The sequence below is a fragment of the Parvibaculum sp. genome (genome assembly GCF_039680535.1).
Classification (GTDB): domain Bacteria; phylum Pseudomonadota; class Alphaproteobacteria; order Parvibaculales; family Parvibaculaceae; genus Parvibaculum.
Map to the genome: position 1 here is coordinate 79,184 of NZ_JBDKSS010000017.1, position 18,295 is coordinate 97,478.

The 18,295-nt window shown below is 62.1% G+C and carries 18 protein-coding genes and 2 pseudogenes; 11 read left to right on the forward strand and 9 right to left on the reverse strand.

Going from position 1 to position 18,295, the window contains the following annotated elements; genetic code table 11:
* Positions 1–75: 75 nt before the first annotated feature.
* Entirely contained in the window at positions 76–819 is a 744-nt protein-coding gene (locus ABFC66_RS12675; RefSeq protein WP_346741332.1) for a glycosyltransferase family 25 protein, read from the forward strand.
* 21 nt (positions 820–840) lie between these two features.
* On the opposite strand, the gene ABFC66_RS12680 is transcribed toward ABFC66_RS12675, so the two are convergent.
* The 7 genes and pseudogenes from ABFC66_RS12680 to ABFC66_RS12710 all read right to left on the reverse strand — a co-directional run bounded on the left by ABFC66_RS12680 (position 841) and on the right by ABFC66_RS12710 (position 6,653).
* Positions 841–1,557 (reverse strand): hypothetical protein, encoded by a 717-nt coding sequence (locus ABFC66_RS12680; RefSeq protein ID WP_346741333.1) that lies wholly within the window; start codon positions 1,555–1,557, stop codon positions 841–843.
* 151 nt (positions 1,558–1,708) lie between these two features.
* The gene (locus ABFC66_RS12685) at positions 1,709–2,242 is read right to left on the reverse strand and encodes a DUF4405 domain-containing protein (protein WP_346741334.1); all 534 of its coding nucleotides are present in this window, start codon (positions 2,240–2,242) and stop codon (positions 1,709–1,711) included.
* A gap of 364 nt (positions 2,243–2,606) precedes the next feature.
* Positions 2,607–3,050: pseudogene (locus tag ABFC66_RS12690) on the reverse strand (transposase); the annotation flags it as partial.
* A 9-nt stretch (positions 3,051–3,059) separates the two neighbouring features.
* A pseudogene (locus ABFC66_RS12695) lies at positions 3,060–3,761 on the reverse strand (anti-phage BREX system Lon protease BrxL); the annotation flags it as partial.
* On the reverse strand, positions 3,758–4,474 hold the full coding sequence (locus ABFC66_RS12700; protein WP_346741335.1) for a hypothetical protein: 717 nt from the start codon (positions 4,472–4,474) through the stop codon (positions 3,758–3,760). The pseudogene ABFC66_RS12695 and the gene ABFC66_RS12700, both read right to left, overlap by 4 nt.
* A 429-nt stretch (positions 4,475–4,903) precedes the next feature.
* Positions 4,904–5,728 carry a class III extradiol ring-cleavage dioxygenase gene (locus tag ABFC66_RS12705; RefSeq protein ID WP_346741336.1) on the reverse strand — a complete coding sequence of 275 codons (825 nt, stop codon included), beginning with the start codon at positions 5,726–5,728 and terminating at the stop codon, positions 4,904–4,906.
* Positions 5,729–5,795: 67 nt separating this feature from the next.
* On the reverse strand, positions 5,796–6,653 hold the full coding sequence (locus ABFC66_RS12710; RefSeq protein ID WP_346741337.1) for an SDR family oxidoreductase: 858 nt from the start codon (positions 6,651–6,653) through the stop codon (positions 5,796–5,798).
* A gap of 130 nt (positions 6,654–6,783) precedes the next feature.
* On the opposite strand from ABFC66_RS12710, the gene ABFC66_RS12715 reads away from it, so the two are divergent.
* The 3 genes from ABFC66_RS12715 (at position 6,784) to ABFC66_RS12725 (ending at position 7,868) form a co-directional block, all read left to right on the forward strand.
* Positions 6,784–7,167 (forward strand): helix-turn-helix domain-containing protein, encoded by a 384-nt coding sequence (locus ABFC66_RS12715; RefSeq protein ID WP_346741338.1) that lies wholly within the window; start codon positions 6,784–6,786, stop codon positions 7,165–7,167.
* 132 nt (positions 7,168–7,299) lie between these two features.
* The gene (locus tag ABFC66_RS12720) at positions 7,300–7,602 is read left to right on the forward strand and encodes a hypothetical protein (protein ID WP_346741339.1); all 303 of its coding nucleotides are present in this window, start codon (positions 7,300–7,302) and stop codon (positions 7,600–7,602) included.
* On the forward strand, positions 7,602–7,868 hold the full coding sequence (locus ABFC66_RS12725; protein WP_346741340.1) for a hypothetical protein: 267 nt from the start codon (positions 7,602–7,604) through the stop codon (positions 7,866–7,868). The genes ABFC66_RS12720 and ABFC66_RS12725 overlap by 1 nt, the downstream gene beginning before the upstream one ends.
* Positions 7,869–7,968: 100 nt before the next feature.
* Here the strand turns inward: ABFC66_RS12725 and ABFC66_RS12730 are convergent.
* Positions 7,969–8,732 (reverse strand): IS5 family transposase gene (locus ABFC66_RS12730; RefSeq protein WP_346741368.1). Its coding sequence is split into 2 segments (ribosomal slippage): positions 7,969–8,423 and positions 8,423–8,732, totalling 765 coding nucleotides; the frame shifts between segments, so codons are not numbered across the junction.
* 45 nt (positions 8,733–8,777) lie between these two features.
* On the reverse strand, positions 8,778–8,918 hold the full coding sequence (locus tag ABFC66_RS12735) for a hypothetical protein (protein WP_346741341.1): 141 nt from the start codon (positions 8,916–8,918) through the stop codon (positions 8,778–8,780).
* Positions 8,919–8,954: 36 nt separating this feature from the next.
* Between ABFC66_RS12735 and ABFC66_RS12740 the strand changes: the two genes are divergently transcribed.
* The 7 genes from ABFC66_RS12740 (at position 8,955) to ABFC66_RS12770 (ending at position 18,288) form a co-directional block, all read left to right on the forward strand.
* Positions 8,955–10,766, forward strand: a complete 1,812-nt coding sequence (locus ABFC66_RS12740; protein ID WP_346741342.1) for an acyclic terpene utilization AtuA family protein — start codon at positions 8,955–8,957, stop codon at positions 10,764–10,766.
* 45 nt (positions 10,767–10,811) lie between these two features.
* Positions 10,812–12,404, forward strand: coding sequence for a carboxyl transferase domain-containing protein (locus ABFC66_RS12745; RefSeq protein WP_346741343.1), 1,593 nt, complete (start codon positions 10,812–10,814; stop codon positions 12,402–12,404).
* A 16-nt stretch (positions 12,405–12,420) separates the two neighbouring features.
* On the forward strand, positions 12,421–13,233 hold the full coding sequence (locus ABFC66_RS12750) for an enoyl-CoA hydratase/isomerase family protein (protein ID WP_346741344.1): 813 nt from the start codon (positions 12,421–12,423) through the stop codon (positions 13,231–13,233).
* 11 nt (positions 13,234–13,244) lie between these two features.
* A complete protein-coding gene (locus ABFC66_RS12755) occupies positions 13,245–15,248 on the forward strand; it encodes an acetyl-CoA carboxylase biotin carboxylase subunit (protein WP_346741345.1) in 2,004 nt (667 codons plus the stop codon).
* A gap of 1 nt (position 15,249) precedes the next feature.
* Positions 15,250–15,861 carry a glutathione S-transferase family protein gene (locus ABFC66_RS12760; protein ID WP_346741346.1) on the forward strand — a complete coding sequence of 204 codons (612 nt, stop codon included), beginning with the start codon at positions 15,250–15,252 and terminating at the stop codon, positions 15,859–15,861.
* Positions 15,862–15,929: 68 nt separating this feature from the next.
* The gene (locus ABFC66_RS12765) at positions 15,930–17,066 is read left to right on the forward strand and encodes an acyl-CoA dehydrogenase family protein (protein WP_346741369.1); all 1,137 of its coding nucleotides are present in this window, start codon (positions 15,930–15,932) and stop codon (positions 17,064–17,066) included.
* Positions 17,067–17,082: 16 nt separating this feature from the next.
* Positions 17,083–18,288, forward strand: a complete 1,206-nt coding sequence (locus ABFC66_RS12770; RefSeq protein WP_346741347.1) for an acyl-CoA dehydrogenase family protein — start codon at positions 17,083–17,085, stop codon at positions 18,286–18,288.
* The last annotated feature ends 7 nt before the right edge of the window (positions 18,289–18,295 follow it).

Genomic DNA, 18,295 nt, shown 5'->3' on the forward strand with positions numbered 1-18,295 from the left:
CGTATCGGGCGCGCAGATATAGTTTGTACGAATCTTTTCAATTTACCCGCTAACAACGCCCGTCGGAGTCGATCCTTGGACGTCTATGTCATCAATCTCGAAAGCCAGACAGATCGTTTGGCCAGAATGCGGACCCGTGTTCCCGACCTTCGGCGCATAGCGGCTGTAGATGGCTGGAAACTCCCTCCGGAAGAACTCGCCCGCGGACTCCATTTTCCAAACGGCTACGACCTTACACCACCAGAAATGGGCTGCACGAAGAGCCATCGCGCCGCCTGGTCGGAACTGATCGAAAGCGGAGCTTCCTGCGCATGCGTACTTGAAGACGATGCCATGCTCAGCGCCGATTTCGATCGCATTGTCGGGCGGCATGACTGGTTGCCTGCCCGCTACGACCTCATCAAGATCGAGACTACACAGAAAGACATCCTGCTCGACAAACGCCCGATAGGCGAAATCGACGACCGGAGACTTCATCGCCTCCGGTCCCGGCATCTCGGCGCCGGCGGCTATATCGTCAGCCGCACCGGTGCTGAAAAGCTGCTGAGGCTTTCGGAGAGCTACCGCTATCCGATCGACGTGTTGATGTTCGATCATCGTGTGCCGGAGTTCTCGCAGCTCCGCATATATCAAATGACCCCCGCATTGTGCGTTCAGCCGCCCTATGCCGGCGAGCGCCAGACCGACAGCAGCATTGAAGCCCATCGCGCGCGCAAGCCGAAACGCACATGGCGCTACAGCATCGGACGCAGGCTTCACGATCTCAGGGACCTGACGAAGCGGCCAGGCTCTTTGTCCCTCAGCGTCCCCTTCGCCTGATCCGGTGCCGTACCGGCCCGTTCAGTTACGGGCGATCTCCGCTTCGATCACCGCTATCGCGTTGATCCTCAACGCCTCATCGAAAACCGACTTCAGCCATTCCATGTCATTGACCCTGACAAGGCCCTGTCTCGTCGGGTTCTTCAATCCGTAATTTGCCCCCATGCGCGCGCCAAGCATGCACCAGGCGCCATTGAGCTTGTCCGCGCCTTGCGTCTGCCAGACCTTCAGATGCTCGGCCGCATCGGAAAACCGGACCACCCGTCCCGTCAGCTTCGTGCATTCGCGAAAGGCGGCGCGCCAGGCGAGGAACGGCGTCGCATTGAACCGCGTCTCGGTGGCGATGTCGGTGGTCAGCACTCGCGATCCCTCCATCGAGGAGAAGAAATCGACGACATCCGGCTTCATCGACCTGACCGCACTCCTGCTCAGAAGCTTCAGTCCACCATTGAACCAGCGCAGACCGTTGACCGCATTTCGCGCACTCCACATCTGGATATCCGCGATGCTCGCCCCTTCCGGAATTGCGAAAGAGAAGCCGTCCAGAATCCAGCTGTCGGCATCGACCATGTAGAAGTAAGGCGTGGCGGCGAGGTCCGCCACCGCCTGATAAGCCGCATAAATTCCGCGTACGCCATGCAGCCGCTTGGCCGACGGAGCAAAGCTCTTCAGCCTCTCGAAATGCTCGTCGGCATTCGGCTCGTCGAAACTGACGAAGATGATGTCCGGCGTCTGCATTGCCTTGTCCACTTTGACGACCGCCCGACAAGAATTCGGAGGTCAATTCAACCACTCCATTTGAGAATGGCCGGAGCGGCAAAGTCAAAGCGGAACCGTCCCAAATTGAAAACCGGCTTTGGTGCATTTTTTGAGGAAGGCAGGCAGCCGTTCAGTCTTGCGCGGCAACCACCGCCCCCATGACCCGGCGCGGGTCGGCGCCGCTTTTCTGGATGATGTCGGCGAGCGAACGCGCATCGGCGGCGGGTTCGATGCCCGCCACGCGCAGTCGCGCAAAGATTTCATCCTGCGAAATGCCGAGCACCGCGGCAGACGCTTCAAGGGGCGCGTTTTCGACCGCGCGCGCTATCACACGAATGGGATTTTCCTCCTCGCCCCCGATGAGCGCACCGCCGATGAACACAGCTGCAACCAGCGCGACGGCAAGGGCGGAGAGCCTGGTGACCCGCTGCTTCAACATGATCTGAAGCGGGTTCCAGTTCTTCACGACATGAAGAAGCGCCACAGCAACGAAGGCGACGCCAATCCACTCGTGCATCTCCTTTACGGAACCCTCGAACAGCCCGAAAAAGAGCATGAGGCCCGATGCACCAATCACGACGAAGACCGATGCGGTCAACGGCGTCGCCAGATTGCGTGGGACGATACCGAAAATACGATCGCGCCTTGTCGCCGTGTTGCTCATCTCTGCTGCACTCCTCTTACAGGACGAAACCTCGCCCGCCGGTATCCCGATTGTTTCTGATGGTCAGTCATACGCCTGGCCGCGCAAAAACCTGCGCGGATCCGCGGTCGCCGGTCGATATGTCGCAGAGGGCTAGCATTGGGAGGCCGGCTTCAGAACTGCCGGAAGATTGGTGGGCGCACGTGGACTCGAACCACGGACCCGCTGATTAAGAGTTAGCAGCGGTTCAATAAAATCAAGGCTCATTTGGACTTTTTAGTCCATCTCCGGCCGCGGATTTCTCCGGCTGTCCAGTCCCGAGTCCAAACGTGGGGATGTCCCGCTTGATGTTGAAAAGCGGCGATCGGCGTCGCTGGCATGAATGCTATGCGGCCTTGGCGGTTTGAGCAAGATGCTCGTTCGAGGGGGCGGCATTCGCTTTGCGTGCGGCGAGCGCCGCCTTCAGAAGCGGAAGCTGCTTATGGGCCTTCAGCCGCCTGAAGCCTTTGGCGGCCTCCTGCATGGCGGCGCCCACCCAGCGCAGAGCCATCGAAGGCGAGCGCCAGTATTTCACGTTGCGGCAGACGCGCCGCACCGTCCCCATGACGTTCTCGACGATGTTGGTGCAGGCCAGCGACCGCCGCAGGTCGGCCGGCAACCCGAGCCGCGTGACGGTGAGCATCTCGTCGAGCCCTTCGAGGATCGAGGCGGAAACGCCCTCCCAATCCTTTTCGAGACGCCGGGCGAGGTTTCGAAGCAGCGTCTCGGCCTTGGCGGCGTCGTCCATTTCCCAAGCCTGCCGCAACACGCGCCTCACCTGGGCGTGCATCGACTTGCCGGTGCCCCGTGGCCCAAGCTCGACCAGATTGTAGTTGCGCTCGACAAACGGGATCATCCTCAGCAGCGCGACGAGCTTTGCTCGCTCAGAGAATGCGCCGGGTTCGAGCCCGATTGAACGCAGCAGGAAGTCGATCCACTGTGCCGTACTGAAACTTCCCCGGGCCTTGGCATAAACATCGAGCACGTCTGACTTCGACATCTGGATCGGGCGAAGCGCGTCGATCTTGAAGGGACGGCCGCCCTTCTCCTGAGCGATGATTCCGTCGTAGGTGAGAGTCACTTCGGCGTAGAAACCGTCAGTCAGCAAGCGCTCGTTGTCGCGAACCAGCTGATCTTCGATTCGAACATCCCGCAGCGTCAGACTTGGCAATTCGGCAACGTAACAATCGTTCTTGGCGTCCAGCCGGGCGCGGACGATGTCGATGATCTTGATCGAACCGGTCTCTCTGGCACGCGCCTTAAACAGCTCTTCCTCGCCTGTGCGAACGGTGCGATCCTTGAGTTGCTTCTCAACGATTTGCAGCCCTTCGGCGATTTCACTTTCGTTGACGCTGGCGCAATAGCGTCCGAGCAGGAACTCCACGACGTAAGTCGGGACGGGATATTGGCGCGAATACTTCCGGACCAAATCCTTTCGGACAATGTATCCGTCAAAAACCGGTGCCGCCAATCTATCCAGGTCGTCGAGTGCCATGCTCATTGATCTTCTCCGACAGTTGTCGGCTTGTAATCGAGTACCCGTCCAGATGCGTCGAAGACGACAACCGACGCAGCCGCTCCTTCGTGTTTGTCATCTGAAACAGCCAAGCTCGTTTCGCCGTTTGTTGCGAGTTCTTTTGCGAATGCCGCAATGCTGGATGCGGCCTGTTTCCAGTTGAGCCGTAGATCGACCATGACTCTTGGCGTGTTGGTTCGAACGGCCACGCGACACCGCATCCCGCGCCAGGTGACCTCGGTGATGGCCGCCAAAGATGCTTCCTCGCCGCGCTCGACGATCATGTCGGGGATGACGCATTCCTGAAGGCTGACGCCGCCGTGGGCGTACTCGGTGTTCGCCATGAACGCGCCCACGCCCGGAGGCGAAGCGATCCGAAGAACCGGATTCCAGTACCAGGGATAGGTCGGTATCGCCGGCGTCGAGTGTCCCTTCACGGCGGCACAGCGCGCCCACTTGGTCGCCACGAGATGCGGCGAAAGCTCGACCTTCGGCAGACCGCCGGGAAGCAGAAGCCAGCCATGGTCTGTTACGACCCGCACGCGGGTCCAGCCAGAGCTCAGGAGCGACGTGACCCGATCGACGAGCGCATCGATCTCAGGATCGATCTGGCGAACGAGAAGCGCATCAAGGGAGTGACCCAGCGCGTCGAGCTTGCCCGTCTCGGTCCAGCCACCGCCTTCGCCGCCAACCGCCATGGTCGATTGGTCAGCGTCAAGGACCTCAACAGTCTGGGGATTCGGCGACCTCGCTACCAGTTGGATTATAGGGCAATAGCGTAAACGTAGTGATCATCGCTATCCGGTGTGGCCCACCACGACGGCAGGTGCGGCGAACACCAGCGCCACGATCAGGCGCAGGACCGGCGAGCGTAGCGACCCGATGAGGAACACCCGTAGGCCATAGGTTGCGGCCCCGGCGACGAGGCCCACGATGCCTGCGCCGATCAGGCCGGAAGCCGGTGGCGTAGGCCAGCGCTGCGCTGCAACACTGCCCGTCGGCAGGTTTCGACCGAGACCGACACTTGCTGACCGTCGAGATTTGAGATCGTCAGCATCTCATGACGGCGTCAGTGTGATAGCCGTTTGACTTGGTTGGGGCCGAATGGGCCGCGATGGCCCGAAACATCACCCGAACCGGAACGCCGATTCCACTGCCCCCATGACGACATCCGTCAGCGTCTTGCGTCCCGGATCAGTACCGGCCGCGCCGACCGCGACGTGAAGCGGCAGAAGGTGTTCCTCACGTGGATGGGCGTCACGGGCGGCGGGCGCCTTGTGCCAGGCAGCAAGCGCATCGATGCGGTTCTCGGGCGTGGCCTTGGTGAGAACCTCCTCCAGCCACGCATCGAAGCGCTGCGACCCAGGGTCTGGAGAACCGACGTCAACGCCGCCACCGCGCATGCTGGCCATCATGGTCTGCATGTTGTGGTAGGTCATGCCACTGCCGATGATCAGCACGCCTTCGTCGCGCAAGGGGGCCAGCGCCTGCCCCAGCCGGATATGATCCTCGGCATCAAGGCTCGCCAGCAGAGAGACCTGCACGATCGGGACATCAGCATTGGGGAACGCAACCTTCAAGGGGATGAACACGCCGTGATCAAAGCCCCGGCCGTGATCGTATTTCCAGTCAATGCCCGCCTCGCCCAGCAACGCAGCGATCCGAGCGGAAAGCTCCGGGGCGCCAGCGGCCGGAAACTTGATCTCATATGTGTGCGGCGGGAAGCCGTAGTAGTCATAAAGGAGCGGCGGCGACGTATTGTTCTGGATTGTAACGACCTCTTCCTCCCAATGACCTGATATCAAGACGATGGCCTTCGGGCGCGCGCCGATGTCCTCGGGAATTTGGCGCAAGTAGGCCGCCATCCGATCCCACGTGCCGGGCGGATTCCACTCCATGAAAAAACAGGGGCCGCCGCCATGGGGCGCGAAGATCGTGGGTAGCCTGCTCAAGGCGCACCTACGATCCAAGCCCCGACCTGCTGCAGCCGGGTTCTCCTGAACATTCGAACCGCAGACTTCATCCCTTGAAGGCCGCCGCGTGATCTTCGGCGAACTGACGGAAGGTGCGCGGGCGGCGCCCTGTCACCGCTTCGACCGTATCGGCGACATAAGCCAGATGACCGGCCGGACCCAGAGCGTAAAGCTCGTTCATCAGGTCCGCCAGCTTCTCCGGCATCCCGGCCGACATCATCCCTTCCTTTGCCGCGGCGAGCGGGACGTCGACATAGTTGACGCTTCTGTCGAGGACGTCGGACAGAATCGCGGCCATCTCCGCGCAGCTGACCGCCTCGCCACCGGTAATCGGATACTCCTTGTTCTCGTGTCCGGCCTCGGTCAGGGCCACGACGCCGACCTGGGCAATGTCGCGGGCATCGACCCAGCTAACCTTGCTATCGCCTAGCGGCATATAGAAAGCGCCCTGCTCACGAATCGTGCCCGCGAACATGAGCATGTTCTGCATGAAGAAGGTCGGCTGGAGAAAAGTGTAAGCGATGCCCGTCGCCTTCACCTCTTCCTGGTTCTTTCCATGCCAGCGTCCGATTTCGACACCGGCGTCGGGCCCCGCGCCAATGCCCGTCGACATGACGATATGCTTCACGCCGGCCGGCTTCGCCGCCTGAATCGCCGCCGATTTCATGGCGATCTGATCGAGATGAAGCGGTGTGACCAGGAACAGCTTGTCCGCGCCGTCCATGGCGGCGGCCACCGTTTCAGGGCGGGAAAGATCGCCCGCCACCAACTGCACCTTCGTTCCCAGCACGGCCTCGGCCTTGGCCCTGTCACGGACCAGCGCCCGGACCCCCACGCCTTTCGCCACGAGTTGCCGCGTCACTTCGGACCCGATATTGCCGGTCGCGCCGATCACCAAAATCATCTCTACGCCTCCTGAACACTTGCCTTGGGATTGCGGAGCCGCCAGTCGATTGCCAAGACCCCGTCTCTCGCTTAACATCCTAATGGAAGCGACTCTCCGTTGAAAAGTAGGTACCCGGCAGTAACTACCCATGACCCGTTTCGCCCATGAGTCGTCTTGTCCCGTCGAAGCGATGTTCCGCGTCCTTATGGGGCCTTGGACAATGTATATCCTGTGGACCTTGAGGCGGGATGGGCCACTCAGATTCGGTGTTTTGAAGAGGCAGCTGGCTGGTGTTTCGTCCAAGGTGCTGACTGAGCGTTTGCGTTTGCTCGAAAGCGAAGGGCTTATTTATCGCGAACACAACCCGACGATCCCGCCCGAAGTCACTTATGGGTTGACCGAGAACGGGAGGGAACTGGGCGATGCGCTTGACGCCCTCGAAGCGGTCGCACGGCGCTGGGATAGTCGCGGCGCGATTGCGCCGCAGCCGGAGCCACCTTTGGAGCATTCCGCGCGCACAGGACAGTCTTAAGATCTTGCGCACGTCTATCAACTTATACCAGCGGCCAGGAGTGCGCTCGACGGGGCGGACAGGGCTCAGGCTGCGGTTGTCCGTCGTCAGAACATTTGCCGGGCGCCCCAGCTTCCGTCAGGGGAGCCTGTTTTGAGCGTACCCGGCAGGTTCGAGTTTACCGACCATCTCTGCCGGATCTGCCTCGGCCGCGTCATGATGCGCGTCGACAGGGATCCTCGCGTCAAGAAACGGATCATTCCCGAAGTCCGCGAATTCCGGTGCTCGAACTGCGGCACCACGGGCCGGCAAGTCGTGCGATCGATCTGCTGCTGCGGCATGAAGGTTCCCGGAATGGGCCGCAAGGATTTCCGCGATGCCGGCATCCGGTGCCAGCCCAATCCCTCGATCTGCCCCGAGGTGCCGGCGGAAATCATCGCGAAGGAAACCGCCTGATGTACACGGTACCAGCCGACGACGACGACAACGGGCCCTGGCCGATCTTCCGGCACATGCTCGCCTATCCCGAAATGGCGGAACTCAACGAGATGCTGAAATCCGACATCACCGTCGCATTCCTGATGCGCAGCGGTGAGTGGCGCGAAGGGGGCCGCAGGCTCCTCAGGTTGTGCTGCATGTCCCTGAGGAACTCCGGAACGTCGTCAGCTATAGCACCGGACCTTGCGACGCCGGAGACATCAGCATCCCAACATGTTCATTGAAGCCCCATAGCAGCCCGCCTGATGCGGTCGCGACGCCAATTGAGGGTGTCCCTACCCTTTTCAACAAAACCCTCTCTGTCCGTCGTCAGAACATTTGGCACTAGGCGGCGTGGACAACTTTGAGCCAGTAGCGAGCAGATGCCAAGAACAACAGGTCGAGGAAGGTCTCGGCGAGCTGGTCGTATCTTGTGGCGATGGCGCGGTTGATCTTGAGATGTCCGAAGACGCGCTCGATGCAGTTGCGCTCGCGGTAGAGACGCTTGTTGTAACGGATTGCGACTTTACGGTTTGCCTTTGGCGGAATGACGGCCTTGATACCGCGCCGTTTCAGATCGGCCCGGATCGCGTCGGTGTCGTAGGCCTTGTCGGCGAGCAAAGTCTTTGGCCGATCAGCCTCTTGCTTCATCAACGCATCATAGGCCGTGGCGTCGTGCGCTTCGCCGGGCGTGATGACAAAGCCGAGCGGGAGACCTTCGCCATTCGTGCGGGCATGGATTTTACTCGTAAAGCCGCCGCGCGAGCGGCCAAGACCCTGATTTTGGGTCCCCCTTTTGCGCCCGCAGCCTGATGGTGGGCGCGGATAACGGTCGAGTCGATCATCTGAATGGTCTTCGGCGCGACGCCACTGTCGGCAAGCGCTTCGAGCAGCAGGTCCCAGAGCCCCGACCGGCTCCATCGCAGAAACTGCCGATAGACAGAGTTCCATTTGCCAAGTTCCCCGGGCAGATCGCGCCATGGTGCGCCTGTCCTCGTGATCCAGAAGATGCCGTCCAGTGTGCGCCGGTGATCGGACGGCGGGCGACCACTCAATGGACCGCCAGCAACAACGAACGGCTCGAAAAACTCCCATTCCGCATCGATCATCAAGTCACGAATCAAAACCGCCTCCTCTCGAAAGGCAGTCTTGAATCACATCACCGCGCGGCCGTGAATCCCTTTGTCAACAGAACCTAAATTCGCTTGTTTGCGGTCCGGCGCCATAATAAAAACAGTGCGCACGGTTTGCAAACGTCGAAAAACAAGACGAGGCAACCGAACCGGATGGAACATGATCGTTCCTGTCCGGGCTAGGAGGAGGCGAAGGATATGGCGAAAAAAGCGATCCGCATCGGCGGGGCGAGCGGCTTCTGGGGCGATGCCGCCATGTCGACGCCGCAGCTTCTTGCGGGCGGCGGCCTCGACTATATCGTCTATGACTATCTCGCCGAAATCACCATGTCGATCATGGCCCGCGCCCGCGCCGAGAAGCCAGAGGCGGGCTATGCCACCGATTTCGTCTCGCTGTCACTGAAGCTCAACCTCCCGGAGATTGCGCGCCAGAGGGTCAAGATCATTTCCAATGCCGGCGGCGTGAACCCGGAAGCTTGCGCCGCTGCGGTCCGCAAGCTGGTCACTGACCGCGGCCTCGATCTGAAGGTCGCTGCCGTCACCGGCGACGATCTGGTCGCGCAAAAGGATCAACTTGCGCAACAAGGCTTCGCTGAAATGTTCTCAGCCGACGCCTTTCCAGATCCGTCAAGAATTCTCTCGATCAACGCCTATCTCGGCGCCTTCCCGATTGCAAAGGCGCTGGATGAAGGCGCCGACATCGTCATCACCGGACGCTGCGTCGACAGCGCCGTGACGCTCGGCGCCTGTATCCACGAATTCGGCTGGACGCCTGCCGACCTCGACAGACTCGCGGGCGGCAGCCTCGCCGGTCACATTCTCGAATGCGGGCCGCAAGCGACCGGCGGCAATTTCACCGATTGGGAAAGCGTCATCGACCGGCTTGAGGACATCGGCTATCCGATCGCCGAAATCTCGGCCGACGGCAGCTTCATCTGCACGAAACCCGAAGGCACCGGCGGCATCGTCAATGTCGGCACCGTCTCGGAGCAGATGCTTTACGAGATCGGCGATCCGCAGGCCTATATGCTGCCCGACGTCGTCTGCGACTTCTCGAATGTGAAGATCGAGCAGCAGGACCCGGACCGCGTTCTGGTCAGCGGCGCGAAGGGACATCCGGCCCCTGACACCTACAAGGTCTGCGCGACCTATGTCGACGGCTTTCGCGGCGGTCTGACCATGAGCTTTTACGGCATCGATGCGAGCCGCAAGGCCGCACGCTTCGCCGAAGTCGTCTATAAGCGCGCGCGCCGCGCGCTGCGCAGCCTCAACCTCCCCGACTTTACGGAAATCAGCACCGAGGTCATCGGCGCGGAATCGCAATATGGCGACTTCTCCCGCGTCAACGTCGCGCGCGAAGTCGTCGTGAAGATCGCAGCAAAGCATCCCGACGCGACAGGCATCGGCATTCTGCTGAAGGAAGCGACGGGTCTTGGCCTTGCGACACCGCCCGGTCTTTCCGGCTTTGCCGGCGGACGTCCGAAGCCGACCCCGGTTGCCCGGCTTTTTTCCTTCGCCATTCCGAAGAACAAGGTTTCGATCTCGGTCGAGATCGATGGAAAGAAGAGCGGCTTCGCCGACACGAAAGGCCAGCGCTTCGATCCCGCCCCTCTCCTGCGTCCGGAAACGCCAATGGCCGAAGAGACATCGGGGCTCATTTGCGTTCCGCTCGTCGCGCTTGCCTGGGCGCGCAGTGGCGATAAGGGCGACAAGTCGAATATCGGCGTGATCGCTCGCCGGGCGGACTACTTTCCCTATATCTGCCGGTCGCTGACGGCGAAGGTCGTGGCGGAACGCTTCGCGCATTTCCTCAAAGGCGATGTGGAGCGTTTTGTAATGCCGGGGCCACATGCGCTCAACTTCCTGCTGCACAATGTGCTGGGCGGCGGCGGCGTCGCAAGTCTGCGCAACGATCCGCAAGGCAAGGGCTATGCGCAATTGCTTCTGGAAGTTCCAATCGAAGTGCCGGCGTCGCTCGCAAGACGCGACAATCTCGAAGCTGCCGTCTGATCCGGAGAAGTTCGCATGCCACGCTTCGTCTCGAAAATAAGCACGATGTCGGATGCCTTTAAGGCCAACCGTACGGAAATGATCGAGCTGACCTCCAAGCTCGAAGAGCTCAACGGCCGGGCCGTCTTCGAATCGGAAAAGCGCAAGCCCCGCTTCGACGAACGCGGCCAGTTGACGCCGCGCGAAAGACTGTCGCGCCTGCTCGATCCGGGCATGCCCTTCCTCGAAATCGGCAACATGGCCGGCTACATGCTCGACACCAAGGACCCGGCGAAGTCGGTTCCCGGCGGAAGCGTTATCGCGGGCATCGGCTTTGTTGCCGGTGTGCGCGCGGCGATCCTCGTCGACGATAGCGGCATCAACGCAGGCGCAATGACACAGGCCGGCACCTATCGCCTGCGGCGCTGTCAGGAAATTGCGCTCGCAAAGAAACTCCCCTTCATCCATCTGGTCGAAAGCGCCGGCGCCGACCTGATGAAATACACGGTCGAGGGTTTCATCAGCGGCGGCGGCCTCTTCGCCAATCTCGCGCGGCTGAGCGCGGCCGGCGTTCCCGTCATCACGGTTCTGCACGGCGCCTCGACGGCGGGCGGCGCCTATATGCCGGGTCTCAGCGACTACGTCGTCGCGATCAAGGGACGCGGCAAGGCCTTCCTCGCGGGCCCTGCCCTTCTCAAGGCAGCAACCGGCGAAGTTGCGACCGAGGAAGATCTCGGCGGCGCGGAAATGCATGCGAGCGTTTCGGGCCTCGCCGAATATCTCGCCGAGAATGACGGCCATGGGCTGCTGATCGCACGCGAAGTGGTCGAGCGGCTGCAATGGAATGCGCGCTGCCCCATGCATCTGGCCGCCAGCTTTGCGGAGCCCTATTACGATCCGGATGAGCTCGCCGGTGTCGTGCCCCTCGACTACAGGAAGCCCTATGACGTGCGCGAGGTGGTCGCCCGCGTCGTCGATGGCTCCGAGCTTCTCGACTTCAAACCGGCCTATGGCGTTTCGACCGTCTGCCTGCAGGCGGAAGTCTATGGCCATGCGTTCGGTCTCATCGGCAACAACGGGCCGATCGATCCCGACGGTGCGACCAAGTCCGCGCAGTTCATACAGCTCTGCGATCAGGCGCAGATCCCCCTCGTCTTCTTCCAGAACACGACGGGCTATCTCGTCGGCACGCAATATGAGCGCGCCGGCATGATCAAGCACGGCTCGAAGATGATCCAGGCGGTGACGAATGTCAGCGTGCCGCGCCTCACCTTCATGATCGGCGCGAGCTTCGGCGCCGGCAACTACGGCATGTGCGGACGCGGCTACGATCCGGATTTCGTCTTCTCCTGGCCGAACACCAAGACCGGCGTGATGGGCGGCGCACAGGCGGCGCGCACCATGTCGCAGGTAATGCTGGCGGGCGCCGCACGGCGCGGCGCAGCGCTCGACGAGGCACAGATCAAGGCGCAGGAAGACATGCTGACGCAGCATTTCGACGGCCAGTCGGACGCCTTCTACACTTCGGGCCATCTGCTCGACGACGGGCTCATCGATCCGCGTGACACGCGCCGCGTGCTGGGCTTCCTGCTCGAAACCTGCTGGGAGGCGCGCCACCGCGAGGTGCGGCCGAACAGCTTCGGCATCGCGCGCATGTGATTTCGGGAGAAGAAAAATGACGACGCTTCCGACGACGACGGCCCTGACCCTCGAACGCGAAGAGAGCGTACTCCGCATCTGGCTGAACCGGCCCGAAGCACGCAACGCGTTGACCGCCGAAGTGACGGGCGAGCTCGCCGCGGTGCTCGACGCCGTGCGCGACGATCGCACGATCCGCACGCTGGTGTTGCGCGGCAAGGGCGGCGTCTTCTGCGCCGGTGGCGACATCAAGGGCTTCAAATCTGGCATGCAGGGCTCCGGCGACGCGAGAGAAATCGCGCGGGGCAATCGGTCTTTCGGCGATCTGATGATCAAGATCAACGAGCAGCCTCAGGTCGTGGTGATGCTGGTCGAAGGTGGCGCCGTCGGCGGCGGTCTCGGCCTGTCTTGTGTCGGCGACGTGACCATCGTGGAAAAGGAAACGCGCTTCCAGCTGAGCGAAACGAGCCTCGGCATTCCGCCGGCACAGATCGCGCCCTTCGTCGTCGAGCGCGTAGGGTTAACGCAGGCACGGCGCCTGATGCTGACCGGTGTGCGTTTCAAGGGCGAAGAGGCGGTGCGTCTCGGCATCGGGCATTTCCTCGCCGACGGCGCGGAGGACATGGAGCGCATCTGCAAGGATGTGCTCGGTCAGATCGCGAATTGCGCGCCGGGCGCCAATGCCATCACCAAGGCCATCGTTTTTGAGGCGACGCGCCGCCCGCGCGCCGACGCGCTGGACTTCGCGGCCGAAGGTTTCGCAAGTTGCATGCTGAGCGACGAAGGCCGCGAGGGCGTCTCGGCCTTCGTCGAAAAGCGCAAGGCCCGCTGGGCCGTGACGGCCGAGTGATGGGAACCTCGATGAAAAACTTCAGCAAGCTCCTGGTTGCCAATCGCGGCGAGATCGCGGTGCGCGTCATTCGCTCCGCTCGCGCGCTGGGCTACCGCACCGTCGCCGTCTATTCCGAGGCGGACGCCGGCGCGCCGCATGTTTCGCTTGCCGACGAGGCTGTGCTGATCGGCCCTGCTCCTGTCGCCTCCTCCTATCTCGATCCGGAACGGCTGCTGAAGGCGGCCGCCGCGACCGGCGCGGACGCGGTGCATCCGGGCTACGGCTTTCTTTCCGAGAACGCAAATTTCGCGCGCGCTTGTGCCGAGGCCGGCCTTGTCTTTATCGGCCCGTCGGCGGACGCCATCCACCTGATGGGCAACAAGGCCGAGGCCAAGCGCCGCATGATCGAAGCGGGCGTTCCCTGCGTGCCCGGCTACGAGGGCAAGGATCAGGCAGATGCCGCTTTCATCGCGGCGGCGGACAAGATCGGCTTTCCCGTCATGGTGAAGGCTGCTGCCGGCGGCGGTGGCCGCGGAATGCGCCTCGTCGAGAAGAAGGATCAACTCGCCGCGGCTCTCGCCTCCGCGCGCTCCGAAGCGCTCAACGCTTTCGGCTCCGACGAGCTCATTCTCGAAAAGGCGGTGCGGCAACCGCGTCATGTCGAGATACAGGTCTTCGGCGACGCACATGGCAACGTCATCCATCTGGGCGAGCGCGACTGCTCCGTGCAGCGCCGGCATCAGAAAGTGGTCGAGGAGGCGCCCTGCCCGGTGATGACGCCGGAACTGCGCGAACGCATGGGCGCCGCCGCCGTCGAGGCGGCCCGCAGCATCGGCTACGAAGGCGCCGGCACGGTCGAATTCCTGCTCGACGGCAGGGGCGCTTTCTACTTTCTCGAAATGAACACCCGGCTTCAGGTCGAGCATCCGGTGACCGAACTCATCACCGGGCTCGATCTCGTCGCGCTTCAGCTCCGCGTTGCCCGTGGCGAGCCCCTGCCCCTCGCCCAGAAAGACCTGACGCTGACCGGCCACGCCATCGAAGTGCGCCTCTACGCGGAAGACCCTTCGAACAATTTTCTGCCGGCGAGCGGACGCGTCGATGTCTGGCAGCCCGCGACCGGCGACGGTATCCGCATCGACCACGGGCTTCGCGAAGGGCAGGAGATTTCACCTTTCTACGATCCGATGATCGGCAAGGTGATTGCCTGGGGTCATGACCGCGACGAGGCGCGCCGTCGCCTCATCCGCGCGCTGGAAGAGACCGCCGTTTTCGGCCCCGTCACCAACAAGGATTTCCTCGTCGCCATCCTCGCGCATCCTCGCTTTGCCGCCGGCGAAGCGACGACGGCTTTCCTGCCCGAGAATTTTGGCGAGGCTGCGCTGCAGAAGGTTCATCCCTCCCGCGCGCAAGCCGCGATCGCCGCCGTGCTCCAGTTTCGCTCCACCCGGGATCGCCTCGCCGCCAAGGCCGTCGCCTTGACACCACACCTTCGCGACTGGGCGAGCGCCGGCCAGCTCGTCAGCCGCTTCTCCTACATGCTGGATGAAGAGGCGCCAGCCGAATTCCGCGTCAGCGCATTGGGTCGCGAGACCTATCGCGTCGAAGAGGGAGCCGGCGCCCACACGATCGAGGTTTTGAACGACCAACAAGGCGTGGCGCGGGTGCTGATCGACAATGTGCAGAAGACGGTTCGCCTCGTCGCCGCCGACAATGGCAGGCTTCATCTGGCAGTCGATGGCCGGAGTTTCCTCTTCGACAATCTTCTGCTGAAGGGTACTGGTGCCGACGAGGCCGCCTCGAGCGGCAGCGTTCTCGCGCCCATGCATGGCAAGATCCTTCGTCTTCACGTCGCGGTCGGCCACGCTGTGAGCGAGGGGCAACCGCTCGTCGTTCTCGAAGCCATGAAGATGGAACACGAGATCAACGCGACGGTGAACGGCAAGGTGACTGCGGTGAATGTCGCCGAAGGCGATCAGGTGCCGGCGAACACGCTCATCATTGAAATCGAAAAAGCGGCGAGTGGGGCCTGAGATGACGATCAAACTTTATCATTGCAAGACGGCGCGCTCGGTCAGGCCGCTCTGGACGCTCGAGGAAATGGGCATTCCCTATGAGCTCGTGTCGATGAAGTTCCCGCCGCGCGTTCTCCACGAGGGCTATCTCGACATCAACCCGCTCGGCACTGTGCCCACGATGACCGAGGGCGATCTGACGATGACGGAATCGGCGGCGATCTGCCAGTATCTCGTCGATTGCCATGGCCCTTCCGATCTCGGCCTGACGCCGCAGGACAAGGACTACGGTGTCTATCTCAACTGGCTGCACCGCAGCGACGCGACGCTGACCTTCCCGCAGACGATCGTGCTGCGCTACACGCAGCTCGAACCCGAAGAGCGCAGACTGAAGCAGGCCGTCGACGACTACACGCAGTGGTTCTTCTCGCGGTTGAAGAGCGTCGAACGAGCGACGGGCGAGCGCGAATTCCTCTGCGCCGGACGTTTCACGATTGCCGATATCTGTATCGGTTATGCGCTCTATCTCGCCGAGACGCTTGGCCTTCGCCCCGGCTTCAAACCGAATACGGAAGCCTATTACCAGCGACTGAGCACGCGGCCCGCCTTCCAGCGCGCCATCGCACTCTGACGAAGGGAAACGGGATGTCAGTGAAATTCTCCGACGGCCAGAGCCCCGTGGACTTCGACCATCGCTATATGGGTCCGCTTTATACCGACGATCATCGCGCCTGGCGCGCAACGCTCCGGAAGTTTGTCGAGACGGAGATGATGCCGCATGTCGACGAATGGGAGGAGGCCGGCGAATTTCCGCGCGAACTCTACAAAAAGGCGGCTGAAGTCGGCCTGATCGGTCTCGGTTTTCCGGAGGAATATGGCGGTACGCCGGTCAACGATCCGCTGTATTCGATCGTCACCGCCGAAGAGCTTGCCCGTCTTGGCGCGGGCGGCATCAATGCGAGCCTGATGGTCCATGGCATCGGCTTGCCGCCGGTCCTCGCCATCGGATCGGACGCGATGAAGCGCCGGGTCGCGCCGCAGGTTCTTGCCGGCGAGAAGATCCACGCGCTCGGGATCACGGAACCGTCCGGTGGATCGGACGTGGCCAATCTCAAGACGCGCGCGGTGCGCGACGGCGACCACTACATCGTCAACGGATCGAAGATTTTCATCACAGGCGGCATGCGCGCCGACTACTATACGGTCGCGGTGCGAACCGGCGGGCCGGGCGCCAAAGGCATCTCGCTGCTTCTCCTCGAGCGCGACATGCCGGGCTTCACGCGCACGCCCCTGAAGAAGCAGGGCTGGTGGTCTTCCGATACGGCAGCACTCCATTTCGACGATGTGCGTGTGCCGGTCGAAAATCGCATCGGCGAGGAAAACAACGGCTTCATCGGCATCATGCTCAATTTCAACAATGAGCGTATCGGCCTTGCGGCAAGCGCCGTCGCACATGCCCGCGTCTGCTTCGAGGATGCTCTCGCCTGGGCCCGCAGCCGCGAAACATTCGGAAAGCGGCTCGGCGACCATCAGGTGATCCGGCACAAATTCGCAGAAATGGCGCGCCACATTGCCGCCACGCAGGCCTATCTCGAGCAATGCGTGGTACGCGTGAAGGCAGGCGAGACGCCGGTCGCAGATCTTTCGCTGCTGAAGGTGCAGTCGACGCTGACGATGGAACTATGCGCCCGCGAGGCGATGCAGATCATGGGCGGCGCGAGCTATATGCGGGGCTGCCGGGTGGAGCGCATCTATCGCGAGGTGCGTGTCAATGCAATCGGCGGCGGTTCGGAAGAGATCATGCGCGATCTCGCCGCCCGCCAGCTCGGAATTTGAAAGAGAGGGACGACGAATGAGCCTGAGCAAACAGGAACTCGACGAATTCCGCACGGAAGTTCGGGCCTGGTTCGACGAGAACAAACCCGCCGATCCGGGATTTCTTCTGCCGCAATCCTTCATGGAGGTCGGCACCGACGATCAGTTCTATTTCCTGCGCGACTGGCAGCGAAAAGTCTATGAGGCAGGCTATCTCGGCATGGCCTGGCCGAAGGAATATGGCGGCGGCGGCAAGCCGCAGGCGCTGCAGGACATCGTGACACGCGAGATGGTGCGCCAGAAAGTGCTCTTCATGACGAACACGATCGGCCTCAACTGGGCCGGCCCGCTGATCCTCAACATGGGCACCGAAGAGCAGAAGAAGGCCTATATTCCGGGCATCCTCAGCGCCGACGACATCTGGTGCCAGGGTTTCTCCGAGCCCGACCACGGCTCCGACCTTGGCAATGCGCAGCTGAAGGCGACGCGCGACGGCAATGAGTTCGTGCTCAACGGCAGCAAGATCTGGACAAGCCTCGGCAAGCACGCGAAATACATGATCCTGCTCGCGCGCTCGAACGCCAATACCAACAACAAATATGAAGGCCTGAGCTTCTTCCTGATCCCGATGCGCATTCCGGGCATCGAGGTCGTACCGATCAGGAAGCTCACCGGTGAATACGGCTTCAACCAGACCTTCTTCACCGACGCCCGCATTTCCGACACCTGCCTCATCGGCAAGGAAGGCGGCGGCTGGCAGGTCGCAATGGCGACGCTCGCCTTCGAGCGCGGCGCGGTCGGCGGACAGGCCGGCGGTCATTCGATGATGAGCAAGGAAGTCTCGGAGGTCGTAGCGCTTGCCCGCACCGCGCAGCGCAACGGGCGACCGGCCATCGAAGATCCGCAGATCCGCGACAGGCTCGTCCAGTTCATCATGGAAGAACGTGCACAGTCGCTGAACTCGGCCCGCGCGAAGGTAAAGGCGCTGACCTCGGAGCGGCCCTTCTCGATCCCGATGTCGGCGAAGCTCGTCGGCAGCGAATACCAGCGCCGCCTGAACCAGTTCGCGCTCTCGCTGCAGGGAGCGAACGCCGCCTATTACGTCGGCGACGATCTCGCCTATGACCGCGGCCTCTGGCAGCGCTCCTACTTCAACGCCTTCTCCGCGACCATCGGCGGCGGCACATCGGAAATTCAGCACAACATCATTGGCGAGCGCGTTCTCGGCCTGCCGAAAAGCTAAGTGAGGC